This window comes from Type-A symbiont of Plautia stali (genome assembly GCF_059731155.1).
Genome location: NZ_AP035891.1, coordinates 2,869,673 through 2,886,697 on the forward strand (window position 1 = coordinate 2,869,673; position 17,025 = coordinate 2,886,697).

Sequence of the window (17,025 nt, forward strand, 5' to 3'; positions counted from 1 at the left end):
TGTAAGTTCCTGTTACCCCGGCAACCTGCCTTTGTCCAGGCTGCCGGCGACATATCAGCTTTTCATCCAGCGTTCAAAAGCCACCTTCCAGTCAGGGTGCCAGCGCGACAGGGCCGGGCGGTTGTCCAGCATATCCTGGAAAGCCCACATGATGCGCCTGGCATCCATTTCGCTGGTAACAGCGTTATCAGGGCAAATGATATAGAAATCACCGCGCTCAAAGCGCGGGAGAAAATAATCAATGACCTGCGTGGCCGTCCACGCTTCATCTGGCTTGTTACCGCTGCGCTCATCCATACCGGGATCGTTCATATCGGTCCAAGTATAGCCTGGCACCAGAAGATGAGCGGTGAGCCTGGTACCGGTTTCCTTCACAAGCTGATGAGACAGCTGCTCTGTCAGCACTTTTACGGCTGCTTTTGAGGCGTTATAGGCTGCAAACCCGGGCGGGGTCGTAATACCCTCCTTCGAGCCGAGGTTAACAATCGCACCTTTATCTTCCATTTTTAGCATCTCTGGCAGAAAAATGTGCTGAGTGGCAACCATGGACAGCAGGTTTACCTCCATCTGCTGTCGCCAGAGAGTGGGGGAATCACAGGCGCCAGCAGCTATTTTCACGCCGGCATTATTAAACAGCAGATTTACTTTTCCCCAGTTGCTGTAAACGGTGTCCCTGAGATGCTGCTGGTCTTCATCATGGGTGATGTCGCCGGTAACCAGCAGCGTTTCAGCCTCCAGTTCGCCGGCCAGCTGCTCCAGGGCCTGTCTGTTGCGGTCAAAAAGACAAAGCCTCATGCCCTTTCGTGCCAGCTCCCTTGCAGCCGCGGCGCCAATACCTTTCGCCGCACCAGTTATTACTGCAACGTTACCTGTACTGATGACTTTATTGTTCATGATTTACTCCTGTCAGTAATGCGTACCGATATGAACATAAGGAGAAGTGCTAACAGGGAAAAAGCAGCCCCTACCCATCCTGTAGAGATCCAGCTTCCTCCCGAAGCGACAACGAAACCCCCTGCAGCCGCGCCAAGGGCATTGGAAATATTAAACGCGCTGTGGGTCAGGGAAGAGGCGAGAGTCTGTGCTTCACCGGCAATGTTCATCATATGCGCCTGAAGCGACGGCACGAGGGAAAACCCGCACTCCAGCATAAACAGCACAATGAGGACCGCTACCTGCACCATTCCCGCAAGGGAAAAAAGAGCCAGAAAGACGATATTCCATATGATGATGCCAAATATCGATGGGATCAGCGCAATGTCTGCCAGTCTGCCCCCGATAATGTTCCCTACAACCATGCCGGCTCCCCAGAGTACCAAGATCCACGGCACGGATGAGATTGTAAATCCGGCAGCTTCCGTCAGCGCTGGGGTAATAAAGCTGTATACGGCAAACATGCCGGCGAAGCTGACTGAAGCGACGGCAAACGTCATCAGGATCCGGTGACTCTTCAGTGCGCCAAGCTCCTTCAGCGGTGAAGCGGACCTGTCCGCCGCCACGGATGGAACAAAAAGCAGAACCATTATGGCCGTAAGCACAAGACCAGCTGTAACCATCCAGAATGACATTCTCCAGCCCAGCGCCTGCCCAGCCCATGTGACAAGCGGAACGCCGGCAACGTTCGCGACGGCAAGTCCCAGCATAACGTAACCGATATACCGTGCTTTATGCTGCGGTGATACCATTGAGGCCGCTACAAGCGCGGATACGCCGTACCAGGCACCGTGAGGCATACCTGAAATGAAACGCGCTGCCAGCATGGCGTTATAGCCCGTAGCCAGTGCGCTCAGGGCGTAACCTGCAAGCGCAATAATTAACAGTATCAGCAGCAGAGTTTTACGGGCCTGGCGCGCACCAAGCACCGCGATGGCCGGGGCACCGACCACCACGCCCGCCGCATAAGCGCTTATGTAGCCTCCTGCGGCAGGGATGGAAACGCCGGTCCCCTGGGCCAGGTCCGGCAGAAGGCTCATCGGTGCAAACTCGCCCGTACCGATGCACAATCCGCCCGCGCCCAGTGCAAGCATGGCGGGGAAAAGACCCATGGGTGGATGAATACGTTCACGCTGACGTGAAAGTGTTTGCTCAGACATTGCTATAACTCCCGATCGATTCAACTGCCGTATGCAAAAAGAAGAGCCGGTCCCTGTCGGGCAACGGCTCTCAGCTATGTGCAGCTTATGGGTCACGACGTTTCTTAAAGAACGGCAACAGGCAGTGGTATGTTGAATTGAAGTAAACTATAACCTCTTGTTTTGGATTATTGATGAATTTTATCGCCAGCATGGTTGCTTATTATTCAACTGACACATCTCTGGTTTCACCATGAAGAGTGATAAGCGTTATTTCGGAAGATTTTCCCAGCCGGAAAGGAAAACCGTTCCAGATGCCTGCACCGTTGCTGACGTAAAGCGCCAGGGAACCTTCTGCGTAAAGGCCAGACACAAAACCGTTATTGGCAGGTGCAACCAGCTTGTCCAGTCCGGCGATCATACCGCCGTGGGTATGTCCGGAGAGCTGAAGACTTACTTTGTTTTCTACTGCAAGGCCGGCATTCTCAGGCCTGTGGTCAAGAAGTATAATCGTTTCACCAGGGCGGGAAGACTTCAGAGCCTGTGCCAGGTCAGGCCCTGGCAGACCGTATGATGGCGCCACGGCATCCGTCACGCCCGCCAGATATAGCGAGTCGCCGCCACGGCTTACACGGTATCCTGTATTATTAAGAAAATGCAGGCCCATTTTTTCAAAGGTCAGGATCCAGTTTTCTGCGCCAAAGTAATATTCATGATTGCCCGTTACGGCAAAAACGCCGTCCCGCGCCCGTAGCTGGCCAAGCGGTTCAATGTCGGAGAGACGAGCATCCGGCCAGCCGTCAATCATATCCCCGGTAACCACTACCATATCCGCATCCAGCCCGAGTGTTCGGTTAACAACATCCTGTATCCAGCTTCTCGGCAGAAGTCTGCTGGCGTGTAAATCCGTCAGCTGAACTATCCGGTAACCTTCAAAACGGGGGGGGTAATCCCCTGAGCGCGACGTCTGTCTTTTTCACTTCAGGAACCGCTGTCCCATTTTTCAGGGCCAGCGTTGTCAGTATTGCCGCCAGAACAGGCAGAATAAACCAGAAAGCCGAATGCCATTGCATCCGGCGTCCTGATACAAGTCGGTGCAGTACCCAGAATATGTCCCGCAGTACTAACAGGACCGCCATAAAAACGGTCATACCGAAAAGCCAGGTGGTAAGCAGCAACAGCGGTTTTGGTATCTCCGGAGAAAACATATTCCCGGTAAATAATTTCGTAATCAGATGAAATTCGGAGGCCACAAGGAGTACGGTAGCGCCGATAATTTTTGCCGAAAGCGGGACGGGCAGCGGCCTGATAAACCGAAACAGCACGTAAAGCGCTGGAATGAGGGTCCAGATGTGAAACACGCAGAAATCTCCCGGGAATGAAAAACTGTTAGTTTGCCGTAGAATCGGGTTGCAACATTTAGTTGAATGAAACTAAACTTACCATCCTTCAGGAACAATTCCATTGAATGTCCTTTGACATTGCATTGAATTTTAATCAACGGTTTAACGCCATGTCCTCCAGACTATCTACCACGCTCACCCGAAGCGATCTGGCTGAGCTCAACGCATTTCTTATCACTGAGAAAAGGCGCAGTTTTACCAAAGCCGCCATAGAACTGGGAATAACCACCTCTGCGCTGAGTCATACCATTCGCAACCTTGAGACGCGCCTGGGCGTCAGGCTGCTGAACAGAACAAGCCGTACGGTCTCGCCGACCGAAGCGGGCGCGAGCCTGGCACTGCGCCTTGAAACAGGATTTAAAGAAATTGGCGACGCACTTGAGGAAATTAACCGCATGCGCGATCGGCCCGTGGGAAAGCTCAGGCTTAATGTGCTGAGTGACGGAGCACGCCTCATCATGGCGCGACATCTTCCGCGCTTTATCAGCAAATATCCTGAAGTGGAACTCGAAATCAGCGTTGATGACAGGATGGTCGATATCGTCAAGGAAGGGTTTGATGCCGGGATCCGATTTGGCGGAACCGTCCCTGAAGGTCTCGTTGCAGTCCGACTGGGAAAAGAACTCAGATGGGTAGCGGTGGCATCGCCACGCTATCTTTATCAGCATACTCCACCTGCCGCCCCAGAGGATCTGCGCCTGCATGACTGTATTCAACTGCGAACCGGCCAGGGCGTCATCTACAAATGGGAATTCCGTAAGGGAGATGACTATCGCGTGATTGACGTCAGGGGGCAGCTCTGCGTGAGTGAAACGGCGCTGGCAATTGAGCTTGCGCTATCCGGAGCAGGCATTGCTTACTGCCTTGAAGACAGGGTCCGTGACCACGTTCGTGACGGCAGCCTGAGGATCGTGCTCCCGGAATGGGCCCCCATCGAAGAGCCTATGTATCTTTACTATCCCGGCCACCGGCAAGTTCCACAGGGCCTGAAGGAGCTGATTGAGGTGCTAAAAGAAGGGATTGAAGCCGATAAAGAAATTTCTACTTAATAATCCAGCGCGCTGTTCTGACAATGTCAGTTTATGGAACATACCTTACTGATACTGATGACTTCCTCATGATTAGTGGTGCTGGTTTTAATTGCACTTCCTGGTTCACTGTAATGCTGGGGTTACAGGTCAAAATTATTCCTGAGGCTAATCTAACAGCTTCAGTAAGAAAGATTTCTGTCAATTAGCCTCAGATGGATAGATTTTAAGAATTCCCTGCCAGTCTCTCAGGCCTGTACAGTTTCAGAATACGTGAAAACTGTACTATGGAACACGGTAAGGAACTTATTCCGACTGCTTTTCCAGCGCAGCGCGTAAATTACGGAGTGATGTGGTAATGATGCTCCATACATCTTTCGGTTTGTCATGCTCAACAATGAACCATCTCACACCACTTTCCTTCGCAGCAGACAGAATCGCTGACCAGTCCAGCAGACCCTCTCCTGGCGGAGCGAAGTTCATTTCATCATCACGTACCCCCGATTGACGCATTATCTTTGGCGTGGATAGCATATATGCGACCAGGATAGGCCTTCAGAAACCTAACCGGGTCCTGACCACCTCGTGATACCCAGGCTGCATCCATTTCCAGCTTTAAATTTTTGTCCGAAGAATGATTAAGGATAATCTCCAGCGCCGTTGTCCCGGCATATTTTTTCATTTCAAAATCATGGTTATGGTAAGCAAGCTGGAGACCTTCATGATGCAGTTTTGCTCCTGCTGCATCCAGTCGTCTGGCAAAGTCAATCCAGCTCTGAACGCTGTCTGGACGCTCTTTTGGTTCAATCCACGGCACAACAATAGTGCTGTTTCCTACAGATTTATTGAATGCAACGGTCCGGGCAAAATCGTTTTCAAGGGTTGAAAGTTGTACGTGTGCTGAAGTAACAGTCAGGTCATTTTTTCCAGAAGGGTTGATAATTGTTTCGCGCTGAGGTCATGCGTTCCAACGATTTCGACGTGCTTAAAGCCTGCTTTATGTGCCATGGCGAATTGCTGCTCTGCAGAACCAGCATTGCGCAGGGTGTACATTTGCAGTGCAATTTTATCATCAACTGAAGCAGCTGAAGCTGCAAATGATATGAGCGCGGCTGATGACAGCAGTAATGTGCTTAAAACTGAACGATGGACCATGATCTCTCCCCTAGAATGTAATCGATTACAAATATGTATTAAATAGTAATGAATGAACTTTTTTGTCAATAGTTTAGAATGGAAAATGTGATGTAGACCATTTCAGGTTGACAGATGTGAGTAAGTTATAAATTGCGTTTTTTCCATTCATCCGAAGTCAATACTGTCAGAATGTGGTTGAGCGACGGTGACTACTATGCAAAGAAGAATAAAGAGAGAAAGTAACCAGGGCAGAGAACCATGATGGGATATTGGGACAGATTCAATCTTATGGCGGCGTATTTTCGATTCATAGAGTATTTAATACAATTTATGTCCGCTTTTGGCACAAACAGGTCCATATCAATCTTTGGGGTTAGTGGTTAATCTTGAAAGAGCCTGTTCTACTTTTTCAATGTCCTGCTCAACTATAGCTTTCTCATCAGGAGTGAGCGGAACCTCTTCTAGATAACGCCTGATAGATGTTTTACTCTCCAGTATCAGACCGCGCGCACTGTCTTTCAGCAGATTAAAATCGCAACCAATGCAGGCCATTCTGTGCGGACAACTGCTCCAGAATGGATTCATACAGAAGGACTCACCAAGATCATAATAGGTTGCCGGGCCAGTGAACGAGACCGCTTCGGGGTCATGATCGACAAGTACACTTATCATATGGGCAATCCGATCAGCCTTCACAAATGACGCTGCCAGCTGTGTAGGGCGGATCCGAATGTAATGAAGGGTTGACTGCGGTGATGAATGACCTGACCATTGCATCAGTTCATAAAGCGACATGCCCTGTGGCACACTGGAAAGTGCAGTGAGGGCTGAAGCTCGTCCACGGTGGCTGGTTATAGTGCCTCCGCTGTCTTCAACTGGCAGACCCGCTCTGGCACAGAGTACAGGGATGACCGTCCGGTTAATCACATCACTGCCGGCTGGCTTACCGCGATACTGGAAGAGATAACAAACTTTTTCTCCTGTGCGATCATCATTCAGTTTCGCCTGTTCCCCGGGACGGTCGTTCAACCATATGTCTACATATTTTTTTACAATGACAGAAACGGGTTTAACAAATGCCTTCGACGTCTTACCCGCTGGGACATTCAGATAACACAGTGTTCCGGCAGGAACGACGCTGCCATCCTCTCTGATAATGTCTTCTGACTGAGGTGTGACGCATTCCGTAGCCAGGCGCAGGAGTTCATTTTGTCGCAGACCAGCATGGGTCCAGATAACAGCCATTGCCTGAAGTGTTACCAATGGTGCAAAACTGGGTCTTCCGCAACCTGGGTGGAAGAAAATCAATGAAACTTTTTAGTTAACAAAGATCTAAGCTGTTTTAAGTTATGGATAACGATATGCCTTCACTTAAGACGCTTTTGCAGTTGCCTTGCGGGTGGCAAACGGTCCGGCAAACCACTGCCTCTGGCGGAGTGACGATCCATTTACATGGCGACCCGTAAAACCGGGCACTGCCCTGAATGCATGAAGCGCAGCACTTCTGTACACAGTCGACGACGCCGCAGGATACAGCATCTGCCATGTTCGGGCCAGGCTCTCTGGCTGATATTTGCCGTTCGCCACTGGTACTGCCGAAATCCATCCTGTTCACGCAAAATCTTTGCCGAATCTTTAGAGCCTTTTGCTGGTCCGCGACAGCAGGCTTCGCATTCACTGCAAAAATTACAGCATCAACTGGGGTTGATTGCCGGTGGAGAAGCGGGACGACGGGCTGCAACGGCAGCAGGTCTGCGGACCAGCGCGGATACCCTTATTCGCAGGGTAATAACTACCCCTGAAACAAAGCAACCATGTACTCCACACGTAGGAATCGACGAATGGGCCTGGTATCGGGGTCATCGTTACGGTACGCTGATAGTCAATCTTGATACTCACCGTCCCCTGGTTCTGCTTCCCGGACGCGACCGGCGTACACTGGCATCCTGGTTCAGAAAATATCCTGAGATACAGGTAGTATCACGGGATCGCGGTGGCATCTATGCTATGGCTGCCAGGGAAGGCGCACCTCAGGCAAGGCAGGTGGCAGACCGCTGGCACCTGCTGAAAAATATTGGTGATGCGCTCGAACGGATGATGTACAGATATATGCCTTTGATACGTCTTGTTGCCAGTGAACTGGCACCAAAAAAATCAGCAGAGTCAACGCCAGTAGAGCCACTATCATCAATCCGTCGCCCGGAACTGCTGAAACAGCAGACCCGCAAAAAACGACATCAACGGTGGACGGAGGTTATGGCCCTGCATAATTAAGGGATGCGGGTTCAGGGAAATATCCCGTATCACCGGATTATCCCGGGTGACGATAAGTCGATGGGTACAATCCGGGACATTCCCCGAAATGTCGACCCGTCCACCAAAACGGGGACTTCTGGATCCATGGAAGGGCTGGCTCGAAGAACAGCGCGAAAGCGGAAACCACAATGCCAGTCAGATATGGCGAGAAATGGTGGCGAAGGGGTTTACAGGCAGTGAAACCATCGTCAGGGACGCCGTTGCCAGATGGCGTAAAGGCTGGCTCCCGCCGGTTACTGCCATCGCCCGCCTTCCTTCCGCTTCCCGTGTGAGCCGCTGGCTGATGCCCTGGCGAATCATCAGAGGTGAAGAAAATTACGCTTCCCGTTTTATTAGTCTGCTGTGTGAAAAAGAGCCACAACTGAAAATAGCACAGCAACTGGCACTCGAGTTCTACCAGATCCTGAAAACCAAAAATAAACCACAGCTAAGCAACTGGTTCACCCGCGTCAGCGAAAGCGGTTCAACAGAACTTCAGCGTGTAGCCGCAGGGATGGAAACTGATACGGCGGCAATATGTGAAGCCATCACCAGCAGATGGAGTAATGGTGTTGTTGAGGGGCATGTAAATCGCCTGAAGATGCTGAAACGTCAGATGTATGGTCGGGCCGGGTTCGAGCTACTGAGGCGACGGGTAATGAGTCCTCTGGCATGAAAATCTCCACCCAGGTTGCGGAAGACCCACTTTTTACCCGTTGTTGACATGAAGTATGGAAAGAGGATAGTGAATTTCACTGAGCAGGTCTTCACGGCGCAGGTTCAGACTGGCCCAGATGAGTTTGAGCCAGACTGGATCATCAATCACTCTCGGATTTACACCACGGCGAAAAAGTGGTGTATCTGGCGTGGAAAGGTGACGCGCAGGGCTGAATTTCAGGCGTCCCCATCCCCATAGTTCGAAATCACTCATAAATCGTCGCAGTGAATAGATAAAATGCGCGATAATGAAATGGAAAAAATTTTCACTCCGGATCGTTATCAAGTTGCTATAAAAATTAATGGGCGCACCCTTAACCCTGACGATATGACTGCAGATCCCATGTTTACGCTATCGCCTCGTCATTGTTATTGTATATGTTTAAGTAATCGGCAAGATGAGCCAGAACTCTATGCTGCTTTTAAAGCTGATATCTGCATCGCATTCGACGTTGATCTCCTCCAAAAAAGACTTTCTCTTTTAGACCACCGATTCCCGGGCATTGAAATTAAAGGGAAAGATGTGATCTATTACCATCCAGGAACGGCACCAGATAGCTTCACTCCTGAAGAGCTTGTTTTTTTTAAACCAAATATATTTTCTCATGAAGCAGAGTATAGGATTGCGCTGTTTTATCCTCTGAACAAAACTGGGTTTGCATACGAGGGAGGAGTTTTACCTTTCAAAATGGAAGGTGAATCAATGTTCATGGATATTTCCCATAAGCAAAAAGGATTTATAAGTAAATGCGTTAAGAAGGTTATGCGAAGAAAATCTTCTTGACCTCGTAGTCAATTTTATGACGTTACTTAGCAAAAAAAACCGGCCCTGCGGGCCGGTATGCAATATTGTTATTTTCTTTTTGTAATCATGCCCCTGGTGAAGGCAAGTCTGTAGTTATACGTCAAGCCCGTTGATCCACAGCATCAGATACACCAGATCGGCCGAATCCGGCACCGTGATATACCAGCGCGGATGCGCGTACTCCTCTTCCTGCGGCCAGCTTGTCTGCCCCGTCACGGTGATGAGGATGTTTACCGCCTGCTTCAGCTTTCCCTCAAGATAGATGGCCACGCTGCTGCTGAGTCCCACCCGGTGCGGGTGACACGTCATTTTGACCGGCCCGGTCAGACGCTGCCTGAGCATTGCCCGCAGTCTCACCAGGTGCTGATGGGTCGCCGGGAGCACGCCGGGCTCCCCCTGAGGCGACAGGGTGAATAGCGCACCGCCACTGTGCTCATGAATAGCGGGTTCAGGGTACTTCAGTGTCATCATACCGTGGCAGGCTCCTGTTGTTTCTCCGTCAGACCGCGCAGACGGTCCAGATTCTGCGCGACGCGTTTTGCCGCCTCCAGTTCGCTGCAGTGAAATTCATTCATCAGCGCCCGGCGTTCGGCTTTCTCTTCTTTTTCCGTCATGCCCAGTGCCAGGAAGAGACTGGGCGGCACGGCACGAAAAAACGCTTCGATCCGTTTCGCCAGCACCACGCCTTCCGTATAACAACCCGACAGTTTACTGGCGGAAAGCAGCACCGATTCCTGCTCCGGCGTGAGCGCGCGGAAACGGCTGATATCTTTTACCTCCTCCGGGGACATGGTCAGACAAATCCACCATTCCGCCATGTTCAGCATTTTTTCGGCAATATCCGGGTAGTCCTTAAGGTTCTGGGTGGCCAGCCACAGCCCAGGCCCCGAGCTTACGCCACATCTTGACCACCTTCGTCATGTAGGGCGACAGCAGCGGGTTGACCGTGACGATATGCGCCTCATCCACCGTGAAGACAATATCCCGACCCAGGAACTGGTCACGCTCCGCGATGTTGTTAATCATGTTGGTCATCGAGACCATGGTCAGGGCCATCTGCGCCTCGTAGCCTTCACGCGCCAGATGCCCCAGGTCAACCAGCGTCACGTCCGCTTCCGGCCACAGCTCCCCTTCGCGGTTGAACAGCTCCGCCTCAAAGCTGCCGGCCTGGGTAAACATGCCCAGGGATTCCGCCATTTCCGCCGCTTTCGCCTTGCGCTGGGCATTGCGGACATTGATGACGCCCTCATCGTTGTCAGAGGCTATGTCATACAGCGCCTTCTGCAGGTCAGACGGCAGCATCTGTCGCTCTTCTTTATACGTGGCATGCGCCGCCATCAGCAGTGCCTCACGTATCATCGCCCTGTCGGCGCGCTTAAGGTCAGCCTCTTCTTTCGGGTCGCCGCCGGTGATCATCATGCGCGCGGAGATTTCCATTTCACCGAGAACGTCACGCTTGTCATCCTCGCCATCGTCGTCCGTGTCGATATCCGGCAGGTCGCTCTCATCCACGGCCTGGGCGGCCAGGCCTTCTTCCACCAGTTTGTGAGCATCAGCAAACGGCGGCAGACTGACGCCGCTCCCGGGTTTGACGCTGATTTTATTCACCGTCAGTCCGAGGCTGTCAAAGAAATCGGCCAGCAGGCCGAACGAGTTCCCGGCCTCCGCAATAAACAGCCGCGGACGGTGGACGGCCATCAGCTGGGAGAGCGCGGCACACAGGCGTGGCCGACTTGCCCGCTCCGGTCGGGCCGAACAACAGCAGATGCGCGTTCTGGGTGCGGTCGAGCTTGTTGAGCGGATCGAATGTCAGGGTATCCCCGCCGCGGTTGAAAAAGCTGAAGCCGGGGTGCCCCGTGCCGGTTTCCCGCCCGGTTACCGGCAAAAGTCCTGCCAGGTGCTGAACCCATGTCAGACGGGTATACCAGTGTTTTTTGTCGCTGTCCGGGTTAAAGCACATCGGCAGCGCCCGCAGCCAGCTGTTCAGCGGACCTTCTTCAAACTCCGGCCGTACCGGCTGCAGACCGGCCCCTAGCAATACGGTGGACAGCTCCAGCCGCTTGCGCTTCAGGCTGGTCATGTCATCGCCGCGCAGCAGGAAGGTGATCCCCGCCCGGTACAGTTTGTGCCGGTTGCCCAGATACTCTTTTACCGTCTTCACATCCTGGCGGACGCGGCCCGACTCGGTATTCTCACCGACCGCATTTTTCGACAGCCGGTTAAACTGCTCTTCAAGCCGGTCCTGGGGCTGCACCACCACGGTCATGCACACCATGGTCCCTTCCGGAAACATATCCATCAGGGCATTAATTTTCTTTTCACCCCGGCTTTTCTCGCCGGTCAGGGTGCCCGGCTCCGGCGGTGTACGCAGTTTTTCCACCGCCACCGCGCAGTGCGGCTTGTTGTCAATCCACCACACGCCGTTTTCCGGGTCTGAAACCGACGGCGTGAACCACAGGGTTTCGGCAAAATCATTGCTGACCGGCACGGTGCCTTCAGGTGTCTCGCGCGGGTCTGCGTAAGCAGCCTGCCGATAGAGCGTGGTTTTCTCCACCCAGTCCGGTGACGGATTGAACAGCCGCAGCAGCCAGCCATGCACCTGCAGGCCGTTCTGCCGGGTGCAGCGGATCCCCGCCCCGCCCAGGGCATTAACGACCCGGTCGCACACCTGGTTGAGCATCGCCACCGGCGGCATCGGATCCCGGCTTTTCCCAAGCCAGCGATAAACAACCATCCGGGTGCGGCGCTGCTGCCCGCGCCACGGCTGGCCGGTAATCAGCGAGTCAGTAAAAAGTCCCTCAGGCCGGGAGATACTGCGAATATGGCGCTCCATTTCACCCAGCCAGGCGTCGGTAAACGCCGTGCGCTGTGCATGTGGTTTGACATACCCGCGCAGCCTGTCCAGGTACGCGTCAGTGTCGTCCTCGTCCTGGCAGAAGAACTGCACGACCCAGGGATTCACGTCATGTTCATCAAAGCTGTCCTGAAGTGCATCCTCAACCGAGTCCCGGATTTGCTCCAGGCGCTCTTCGGTTCGCCCTTCGGTCGCCACCGGTGTCACATCATAAACGGCCCCCACCGACACGCCGTCATCAAGCAGGAGACACTGCTCTTCATCGAGAAATTCTGCCCAGGGCAAAAAGTCAATGATGGACGGATTGGCGTGATAAACCTTCTCCTCATCCTGGCGCGTCATTTTCCCGGGGCGATTCAGGGGTTGCCGGCCCTTCACGGCCGCGGTCAGGGTTTCATCTGCCTGAACGGACTGGCCGTCATCAACCGGCGTCTGCCGGTCGGTGGATTTATTACGCGTAAACAGTGAAAGCATTACAGGGCCTCCGTGCGCTCGCCAGGCATGGCATACTGCGTCTGGCTGTAGAACGGGAACACGGTGCTGTAACCCGGCACCGGCGTGTTACCGTCTGCCAGGTGGGGATACAGGTACATCACCATGTCGGGGTTGGGCAGCCGGGGAAACTGCTGGGTGATTTCGCTTTCCTGAGTACGACTGTAGCTGCGGTCGGCCTGCGCGTCCGCCTGCGTTTCGCTGCCCGTCAGCGGGCGTCGCAGCGTGTCGCGGGCCGCCGCAGACTGGCGGGAAGTACTGCCGCCACCGTCCGCCCCGTTCCACAGTTCAAGCATGGTGTTATCGCCCGCCGGCAGCATTTCCTCTTTGGAGGTTGAGCAGCCGCTGAGCATCACACAGCTCAGGGTCAGAATGAAAACCGTTCTGTACATTACCGGTATCTCCTTTGTGAGGCGGCCGGATCGTAACCGCCGCAGATAAAAACGAACGCACTGACATTCAGCAGGTGCCCCAGCTCCCGTAATGTCATACGCGGGCAGTAAAGCCGGCGCGGGATTTTCGGGCTGCGCCACGAAACGGCACACTCCCGGGCACTGAGCGGCAGGGAGAACCTGCCGATATCCAGTAAAAGCTGGCCATCGCGCCAGCGCAGTAAAGGTGCGCCGGCAGGCAACAGCGCTACGGGTCGCAGCAACAGAACCGCAGAAGACGCAGGGATCACGTCAATATGCCAGCCTGCCCCGTCGCTGAACGTCCAGCACACGGATGAAAGAGGGAAAAACGTTATCTGTCCCGCCATGGCCGTGTATTCAGTCCAGTCCGCCGTTGTCACTGACGCCACCCGGCAGGGTGAAGTCGTAGCGCACCTTACGGCCCTTATCTTCATAATCAATGGCCAGCTGACGGGTGATATGCACGGCAAGACGGGCACCGGGCGGCACATAAATGGCATCAAACGTCATCCCGTAACGCTGTTTGATCCAGTCGGTGGTTTCAGACATGCCGCCGGAAATGGCTTTCCCCAGCGCCGCCTGTCCGGCGTCGCCGGTCATGGTAGCGGAAATGCCATTCACGTTGTTCTGCGTCGTGTACTGCCCCTGGCTCATCGCTTCACCCGCCGCACCGGCAGCCGACAGGCCAAAGATGGTGGGCAGGTAGGTGGAGGCGTTGGACTTACGTTCGCCGCCAATGCACGGGATCCCGTTTTCATCCGAGATCCAGCCGATACCGCCACTGGTGCCGGTATCCTGTTTAGCCTGAGCGTTATTATTTTGCCCGCCGGCGTTGTTACTGGTGTCTGGTCTGGGGAGGGTGCGCACCGTACCGTCGGAAAAGACAAAGGTGACGCTGTTAACCTGCCCGCGCACGCAGGACAGCGTCCAGTCACCGCTGGCCGTCCCCGAAACAATCGCCCCTTCGACGTCCGGTAACTCGATGCCGTTCGCCGTCAGGTTATCCTTACCGATAAGCACCTTGAACGGATAAGGATCGGTCACGGTGCCGTTGATGGGCACACGGCCAAGCAGTGCCGTCATGGCGCGGCTGCCGACCAGCGTGGAATTTTCCGGCAGCGTGTAAACCGGCTCGGCGCTCTCTTCCGCCCCTTTTTCATTCGTCCGTCCCTTCACTTTCTCCTCATAAGCGGCTTTCTGGCGGGTCAGCTCATTTTCCCCCAGAAAAGAGGTCGGGAACTGAGGTGAGGCTTTGCCGCTGGCCGCATCCCGCGGATCCGTTTCTTTCTGGTCCGTCGGCGCGACCCATATCATGCCGTCGCTGCCCTGAGAAGCGCTCCCCCCGGTGCTGCTGCTCATGCCGTCCAGGCCCAGCCCCAGCGGGATATCGCTGTCCGCCGTTTTTTTCTCGCTGTCAGGCTTTTTGAGTTTGTCGGTCAGCTCCTGGATTTTCGCCGTCAGGCTCAGTTGTTCGTTCTGAAGCTGAGCCTGCCGCTTGTCGTACTGCTCGCGCAGACCATTAACGACCTCATTCACCTGTCCTGAAACGTCCTGATTGCGCCGGCGCAACCGCTCGTTTTCTTTCACCAAATCCGCGTTCTGCTTATCCAGCGTTTTCTGGCGGTCACGCACATCATTCAGCCGGCCAATGAGCGTGCGCAGGGTGTCCTCCGGCGTGTCGCCTTCCACCCCCAGCGCCTTCAGTTCATCCGGCGAGAGGTTTTTCAGGGAGCCGCTTTGTTTTGCCTGAGGTTGTTCTGCCGGTTCGTTTTTGCAGCTTTTGAGCCCCACGGCCAGCCCGGCAATCACCACGGCCGGCACGATAAACTTCACCAGGGCATTAGATTTAATCTGCATGGCGGGCCTCCTGTTTTACCGTGCGGGCCGCTTTACGCAGTGCAGACGGCTCAGCAATAAATGCGCTCTCCGGACGACCGGCGGTCACCACATACACCGTGGTGGTGTCTTCCGGCGTGCCGGCCGGACCGACCCAGCAGTGCTGGAAGGTGGCGGACACAAATTGTCCCTGCAGCGCACGCGGATCCAGAACGACTTTACGGCTGCCGGTGTTCGTGAGCCTGAGTGCCACCACGCTGCGGTTTGCCACGCCCCAGCCAGCCAGCGGCGTGACCGTTAATGGTTCAGAGGGATACAGCGTGCTGACGCGTCGGGGCAGATGCGGGTTGACCGGATGAATACCCGGGACCGCCTCGACCGTACGTGCCGGCGCATAAAGGCTTTGAGCGGCATAGCGGGTCAGCAGCACCGGGATGGGGGCGCTGTAGCGGATTTTTTTACGCTTTGCCTGGGTGCCGTCATCGCTGCTGGTGGGAGCAGATGAGCCTGATCCGGAAGCAGCCCGATCTGCACCACCTGGCTGACCGGCCGCATCGCCGGCGTGACTCACGCGTGCTGACATCACCGCTGTAGACCAGACGGACCGGCTCAGTCGGCCCTTTTTCACCGGCGGCGATATCAAACAGCAGAACCTCGCCGCTTTCCACATCCTGCAGCTGCACCCGCGTCTGCGGAAAGGCGCTGTCGGCTTTCAGGTAGACGGCACCCCCGGTGCTCTGCACCCGAAGTTTGCCGTTAAGCGCCGGCGGAAAACCAACGCGGACGTTTTTGTCCACAAAGACCACCCGCTCCTGCCCCACCTTCAGGGGGATCTGCAGCGGAATACGCTCCCATTTCATCAGCTCATCTGCGCCGGCAGGACGTGATACCAGTGTCGCCAGGGGCAGCAGGACGAAGGACAGCGCCATCAGCCCGGCGCGGTAGTGGGGTTTTTTACTCATCACTGAAACACTCCTGACTTCTCCGGTTTAGGTGCAGGCGGTGCCGCCTCCAGACGCTGGGGCACACCGGCATAACAGTCCAGCGCCAGACCGAACGGGTTGCGCTCCGCATCACCTTCCCTGCGCACCACTTTCAGCGGGTAACGCACCAGGGCGCGTTTGACCGCTCGGCATGGAAATATTCATCGGCCACCACGTCAAGGCGGGCAATCCAGTGATCGCGATCCTGTACGGTCACGCTCTGTGACTGGTAACCGCGACCGGGCACTTCATACACCACGCGCACGCGGTCGGTGAGTTCGCCGGCGTCACCGCGTTTCTTCGCGTCCGCTTTCAGGAAATCCTGACAGGACGGCGTCAGATACGGCGACAGCGCATTGATTTTGGCGGAATAATCCACCTCACCATTTTTCGGCTAGGCATTCAGTTGCTGGAAGATATAGAAGGCGAAAGAGTAAACGGTCGGGGGTGGCACCTCCCACTAGGGTCGCGTGCTGCCGGAGCGTAAATCCGGCGGGTTATGCACGGTCAGCTTACTGGGTGCCAGCATCCAGCCGGCACAGGCAAACATAAGGAAAAAGGCGAGCACGGCGCAGGCGATGCGCAGCGTCTGAATATGCTGGTCGCGGTCTTTTACCGCATGGCGAAAACGGCTCATGAGGCTCTCCTGTTACGTTTCACTGACCAGCCCCGGGCATCCACTATCAGTTTCGGATTGCCCATTCCCAGCCGGCGTTTTTTGGTCTCCAGTCGCTGCCAGAGCCAGTTCTCGGGCTTACCGCGCTTGAGCCTGGCCATCCAGCGGCCACCAAACCAGACCAGCAGCAGCGGCATGACCAGCAGGCCGGTGGGCACAACAACCCAGCCGGCCAGCGGGATAAACGGCAGTGACAGGAGCAGACCCGCACCCGCGCCGGCAAGGGCTGCCAGCCCCATCTCATGGGTGGTAAACCCGCGAAACACCACGGGCTCACTGTTGAGACGGTCAGGTAAAAAACGAATGGTCTGCAT

13 protein-coding genes and 6 pseudogenes are annotated in these 17,025 nt (G+C 54.7%); 3 read left to right on the top strand and 16 right to left on the bottom strand.

What is annotated here, in order from left to right; all coding sequences use genetic code 11:
* Positions 1–54 precede the first annotated feature (54 nt).
* From AC6I8M_RS15195 to AC6I8M_RS15210, 4 genes are all read right to left on the bottom strand, one after another.
* Positions 55–894: an SDR family NAD(P)-dependent oxidoreductase gene (locus AC6I8M_RS15195; protein ID WP_498013489.1), complete on the bottom strand. Its 840-nt coding sequence runs from the start codon at positions 892–894 to the stop codon at positions 55–57.
* Positions 891–2,093 (bottom strand): MFS transporter, encoded by a 1,203-nt coding sequence (locus AC6I8M_RS15200; protein WP_082670868.1) that lies wholly within the window; start codon positions 2,091–2,093, stop codon positions 891–893. Before AC6I8M_RS15200 ends, AC6I8M_RS15195 begins: the two co-directional genes overlap by 4 nt.
* 202 nt (positions 2,094–2,295) lie before the next feature.
* Positions 2,296–2,994, bottom strand: coding sequence for a metallophosphoesterase (locus tag AC6I8M_RS15205; protein WP_082670867.1), 699 nt, complete (start codon positions 2,992–2,994; stop codon positions 2,296–2,298).
* Between the two features lie 10 nt (positions 2,995–3,004).
* Positions 3,005–3,433 (bottom strand): hypothetical protein, encoded by a 429-nt coding sequence (locus AC6I8M_RS15210; protein WP_058948782.1) that lies wholly within the window; start codon positions 3,431–3,433, stop codon positions 3,005–3,007.
* A 152-nt stretch (positions 3,434–3,585) separates the two neighbouring features.
* On the opposite strand from AC6I8M_RS15210, the gene AC6I8M_RS15215 reads away from it, so the two are divergent.
* Positions 3,586–4,524 (top strand): LysR family transcriptional regulator, encoded by a 939-nt coding sequence (locus AC6I8M_RS15215; RefSeq protein WP_058948797.1) that lies wholly within the window; start codon positions 3,586–3,588, stop codon positions 4,522–4,524.
* A 469-nt stretch (positions 4,525–4,993) separates the two neighbouring features.
* Here AC6I8M_RS15215 and AC6I8M_RS15220 read toward each other — a convergent pair whose 3' ends face one another.
* The 3 genes and pseudogenes from AC6I8M_RS15220 to AC6I8M_RS15230 form a co-directional block, all read right to left on the bottom strand.
* Complete coding sequence (locus tag AC6I8M_RS15220; RefSeq protein ID WP_498013490.1) at positions 4,994–5,320, bottom strand: sugar phosphate isomerase/epimerase family protein; 327 nt, start codon at positions 5,318–5,320, stop codon at positions 4,994–4,996.
* A 95-nt stretch (positions 5,321–5,415) separates the two neighbouring features.
* On the bottom strand, positions 5,416–5,658 hold the full coding sequence (locus tag AC6I8M_RS15225; RefSeq protein ID WP_318285110.1) for a hypothetical protein: 243 nt from the start codon (positions 5,656–5,658) through the stop codon (positions 5,416–5,418).
* Between the two features lie 342 nt (positions 5,659–6,000).
* Positions 6,001–6,906 (bottom strand): annotated as a pseudogene (locus AC6I8M_RS15230) (tyrosine-type recombinase/integrase); the annotation flags it as partial.
* Positions 6,907–6,989: 83 nt separating this feature from the next.
* Between AC6I8M_RS15230 and AC6I8M_RS15235 the strand changes: the two are divergent.
* Positions 6,990–8,611 (top strand): annotated as a pseudogene (locus AC6I8M_RS15235) (ISL3 family transposase).
* A 51-nt stretch (positions 8,612–8,662) separates the two neighbouring features.
* On the opposite strand, the pseudogene AC6I8M_RS15240 reads toward AC6I8M_RS15235, so the two are convergent.
* A pseudogene (locus AC6I8M_RS15240) lies at positions 8,663–8,896 on the bottom strand (tyrosine-type recombinase/integrase); the annotation flags it as partial.
* Here AC6I8M_RS15240 and AC6I8M_RS15245 point away from each other — a divergent pair.
* A complete protein-coding gene (locus tag AC6I8M_RS15245; RefSeq protein ID WP_498013491.1) occupies positions 8,891–9,436 on the top strand; it encodes a hypothetical protein in 546 nt (181 codons plus the stop codon). The pseudogene AC6I8M_RS15240 and the gene AC6I8M_RS15245 sit on opposite strands and share 6 nt — an antisense overlap.
* A 114-nt stretch (positions 9,437–9,550) precedes the next feature.
* Here AC6I8M_RS15245 and AC6I8M_RS15250 read toward each other — a convergent pair whose 3' ends face one another.
* The 8 genes and pseudogenes from AC6I8M_RS15250 to AC6I8M_RS15285 form a co-directional block, all read right to left on the bottom strand.
* On the bottom strand, positions 9,551–9,928 hold the full coding sequence (locus AC6I8M_RS15250; RefSeq protein ID WP_004115528.1) for a hypothetical protein: 378 nt from the start codon (positions 9,926–9,928) through the stop codon (positions 9,551–9,553).
* Positions 9,925–12,785: pseudogene (locus AC6I8M_RS15255) on the bottom strand (conjugative transfer ATPase). Before AC6I8M_RS15255 ends, AC6I8M_RS15250 begins: the two are co-directional and overlap by 4 nt.
* On the bottom strand, positions 12,785–13,195 hold the full coding sequence (locus tag AC6I8M_RS15260) for a TIGR03751 family conjugal transfer lipoprotein (RefSeq protein ID WP_058948779.1): 411 nt from the start codon (positions 13,193–13,195) through the stop codon (positions 12,785–12,787). Before AC6I8M_RS15260 ends, AC6I8M_RS15255 begins: the two are co-directional and overlap by 1 nt.
* The gene (locus AC6I8M_RS15265) at positions 13,195–13,596 is read right to left on the bottom strand and encodes a hypothetical protein (protein WP_223479954.1); all 402 of its coding nucleotides are present in this window, start codon (positions 13,594–13,596) and stop codon (positions 13,195–13,197) included. Before AC6I8M_RS15265 ends, AC6I8M_RS15260 begins: the two co-directional genes overlap by 1 nt.
* Entirely contained in the window at positions 13,574–15,073 is a 1,500-nt protein-coding gene (locus AC6I8M_RS15270; RefSeq protein ID WP_058948778.1) for a TIGR03752 family integrating conjugative element protein, read from the bottom strand. The genes AC6I8M_RS15265 and AC6I8M_RS15270 overlap by 23 nt, the downstream gene beginning before the upstream one ends.
* Positions 15,063–16,014: pseudogene (locus AC6I8M_RS15275) on the bottom strand (TIGR03749 family integrating conjugative element protein). Before AC6I8M_RS15275 ends, AC6I8M_RS15270 begins: the two are co-directional and overlap by 11 nt.
* Positions 16,014–16,672: pseudogene (locus tag AC6I8M_RS15280) on the bottom strand (PFL_4703 family integrating conjugative element protein). The pseudogenes AC6I8M_RS15275 and AC6I8M_RS15280 overlap by 1 nt, the downstream one beginning before the upstream one ends.
* Positions 16,669–17,025 (bottom strand): TIGR03750 family conjugal transfer protein, encoded by a 357-nt coding sequence (locus AC6I8M_RS15285; protein WP_004115534.1) that lies wholly within the window; start codon positions 17,023–17,025, stop codon positions 16,669–16,671. Before AC6I8M_RS15285 ends, AC6I8M_RS15280 begins: the two are co-directional and overlap by 4 nt.

What these genes read in the sequence shown, in the direction of transcription:
- AC6I8M_RS15195 (WP_498013489.1), bottom strand. Translation starts at nt 894, where the DNA reads ATGAACAATAAAGTCATCAGTACAGGTAACGTTGCAGTAATAACTGGT.
- AC6I8M_RS15200 (WP_082670868.1), bottom strand. Translation starts at nt 2,093, where the DNA reads ATGTCTGAGCAAACACTTTCACGTCAGCGTGAACGTATTCATCCACCC.
- AC6I8M_RS15215 (WP_058948797.1), top strand. Translation starts at nt 3,586, where the DNA reads ATGTCCTCCAGACTATCTACCACGCTCACCCGAAGCGATCTGGCTGAG.
- AC6I8M_RS15225 (WP_318285110.1), bottom strand. Translation starts at nt 5,658, where the DNA reads ATGGTCCATCGTTCAGTTTTAAGCACATTACTGCTGTCATCAGCCGCG.
- AC6I8M_RS15245 (WP_498013491.1), top strand. Translation starts at nt 8,891, where the DNA reads ATGCGCGATAATGAAATGGAAAAAATTTTCACTCCGGATCGTTATCAA.
- AC6I8M_RS15250 (WP_004115528.1), bottom strand. Translation starts at nt 9,928, where the DNA reads ATGATGACACTGAAGTACCCTGAACCCGCTATTCATGAGCACAGTGGC.
- AC6I8M_RS15260 (WP_058948779.1), bottom strand. Translation starts at nt 13,195, where the DNA reads ATGTACAGAACGGTTTTCATTCTGACCCTGAGCTGTGTGATGCTCAGC.
- AC6I8M_RS15270 (WP_058948778.1), bottom strand. Translation starts at nt 15,073, where the DNA reads ATGCAGATTAAATCTAATGCCCTGGTGAAGTTTATCGTGCCGGCCGTG.
- AC6I8M_RS15285 (WP_004115534.1), bottom strand. Translation starts at nt 17,025, where the DNA reads ATGCAGACCATTCGTTTTTTACCTGACCGTCTCAACAGTGAGCCCGTG.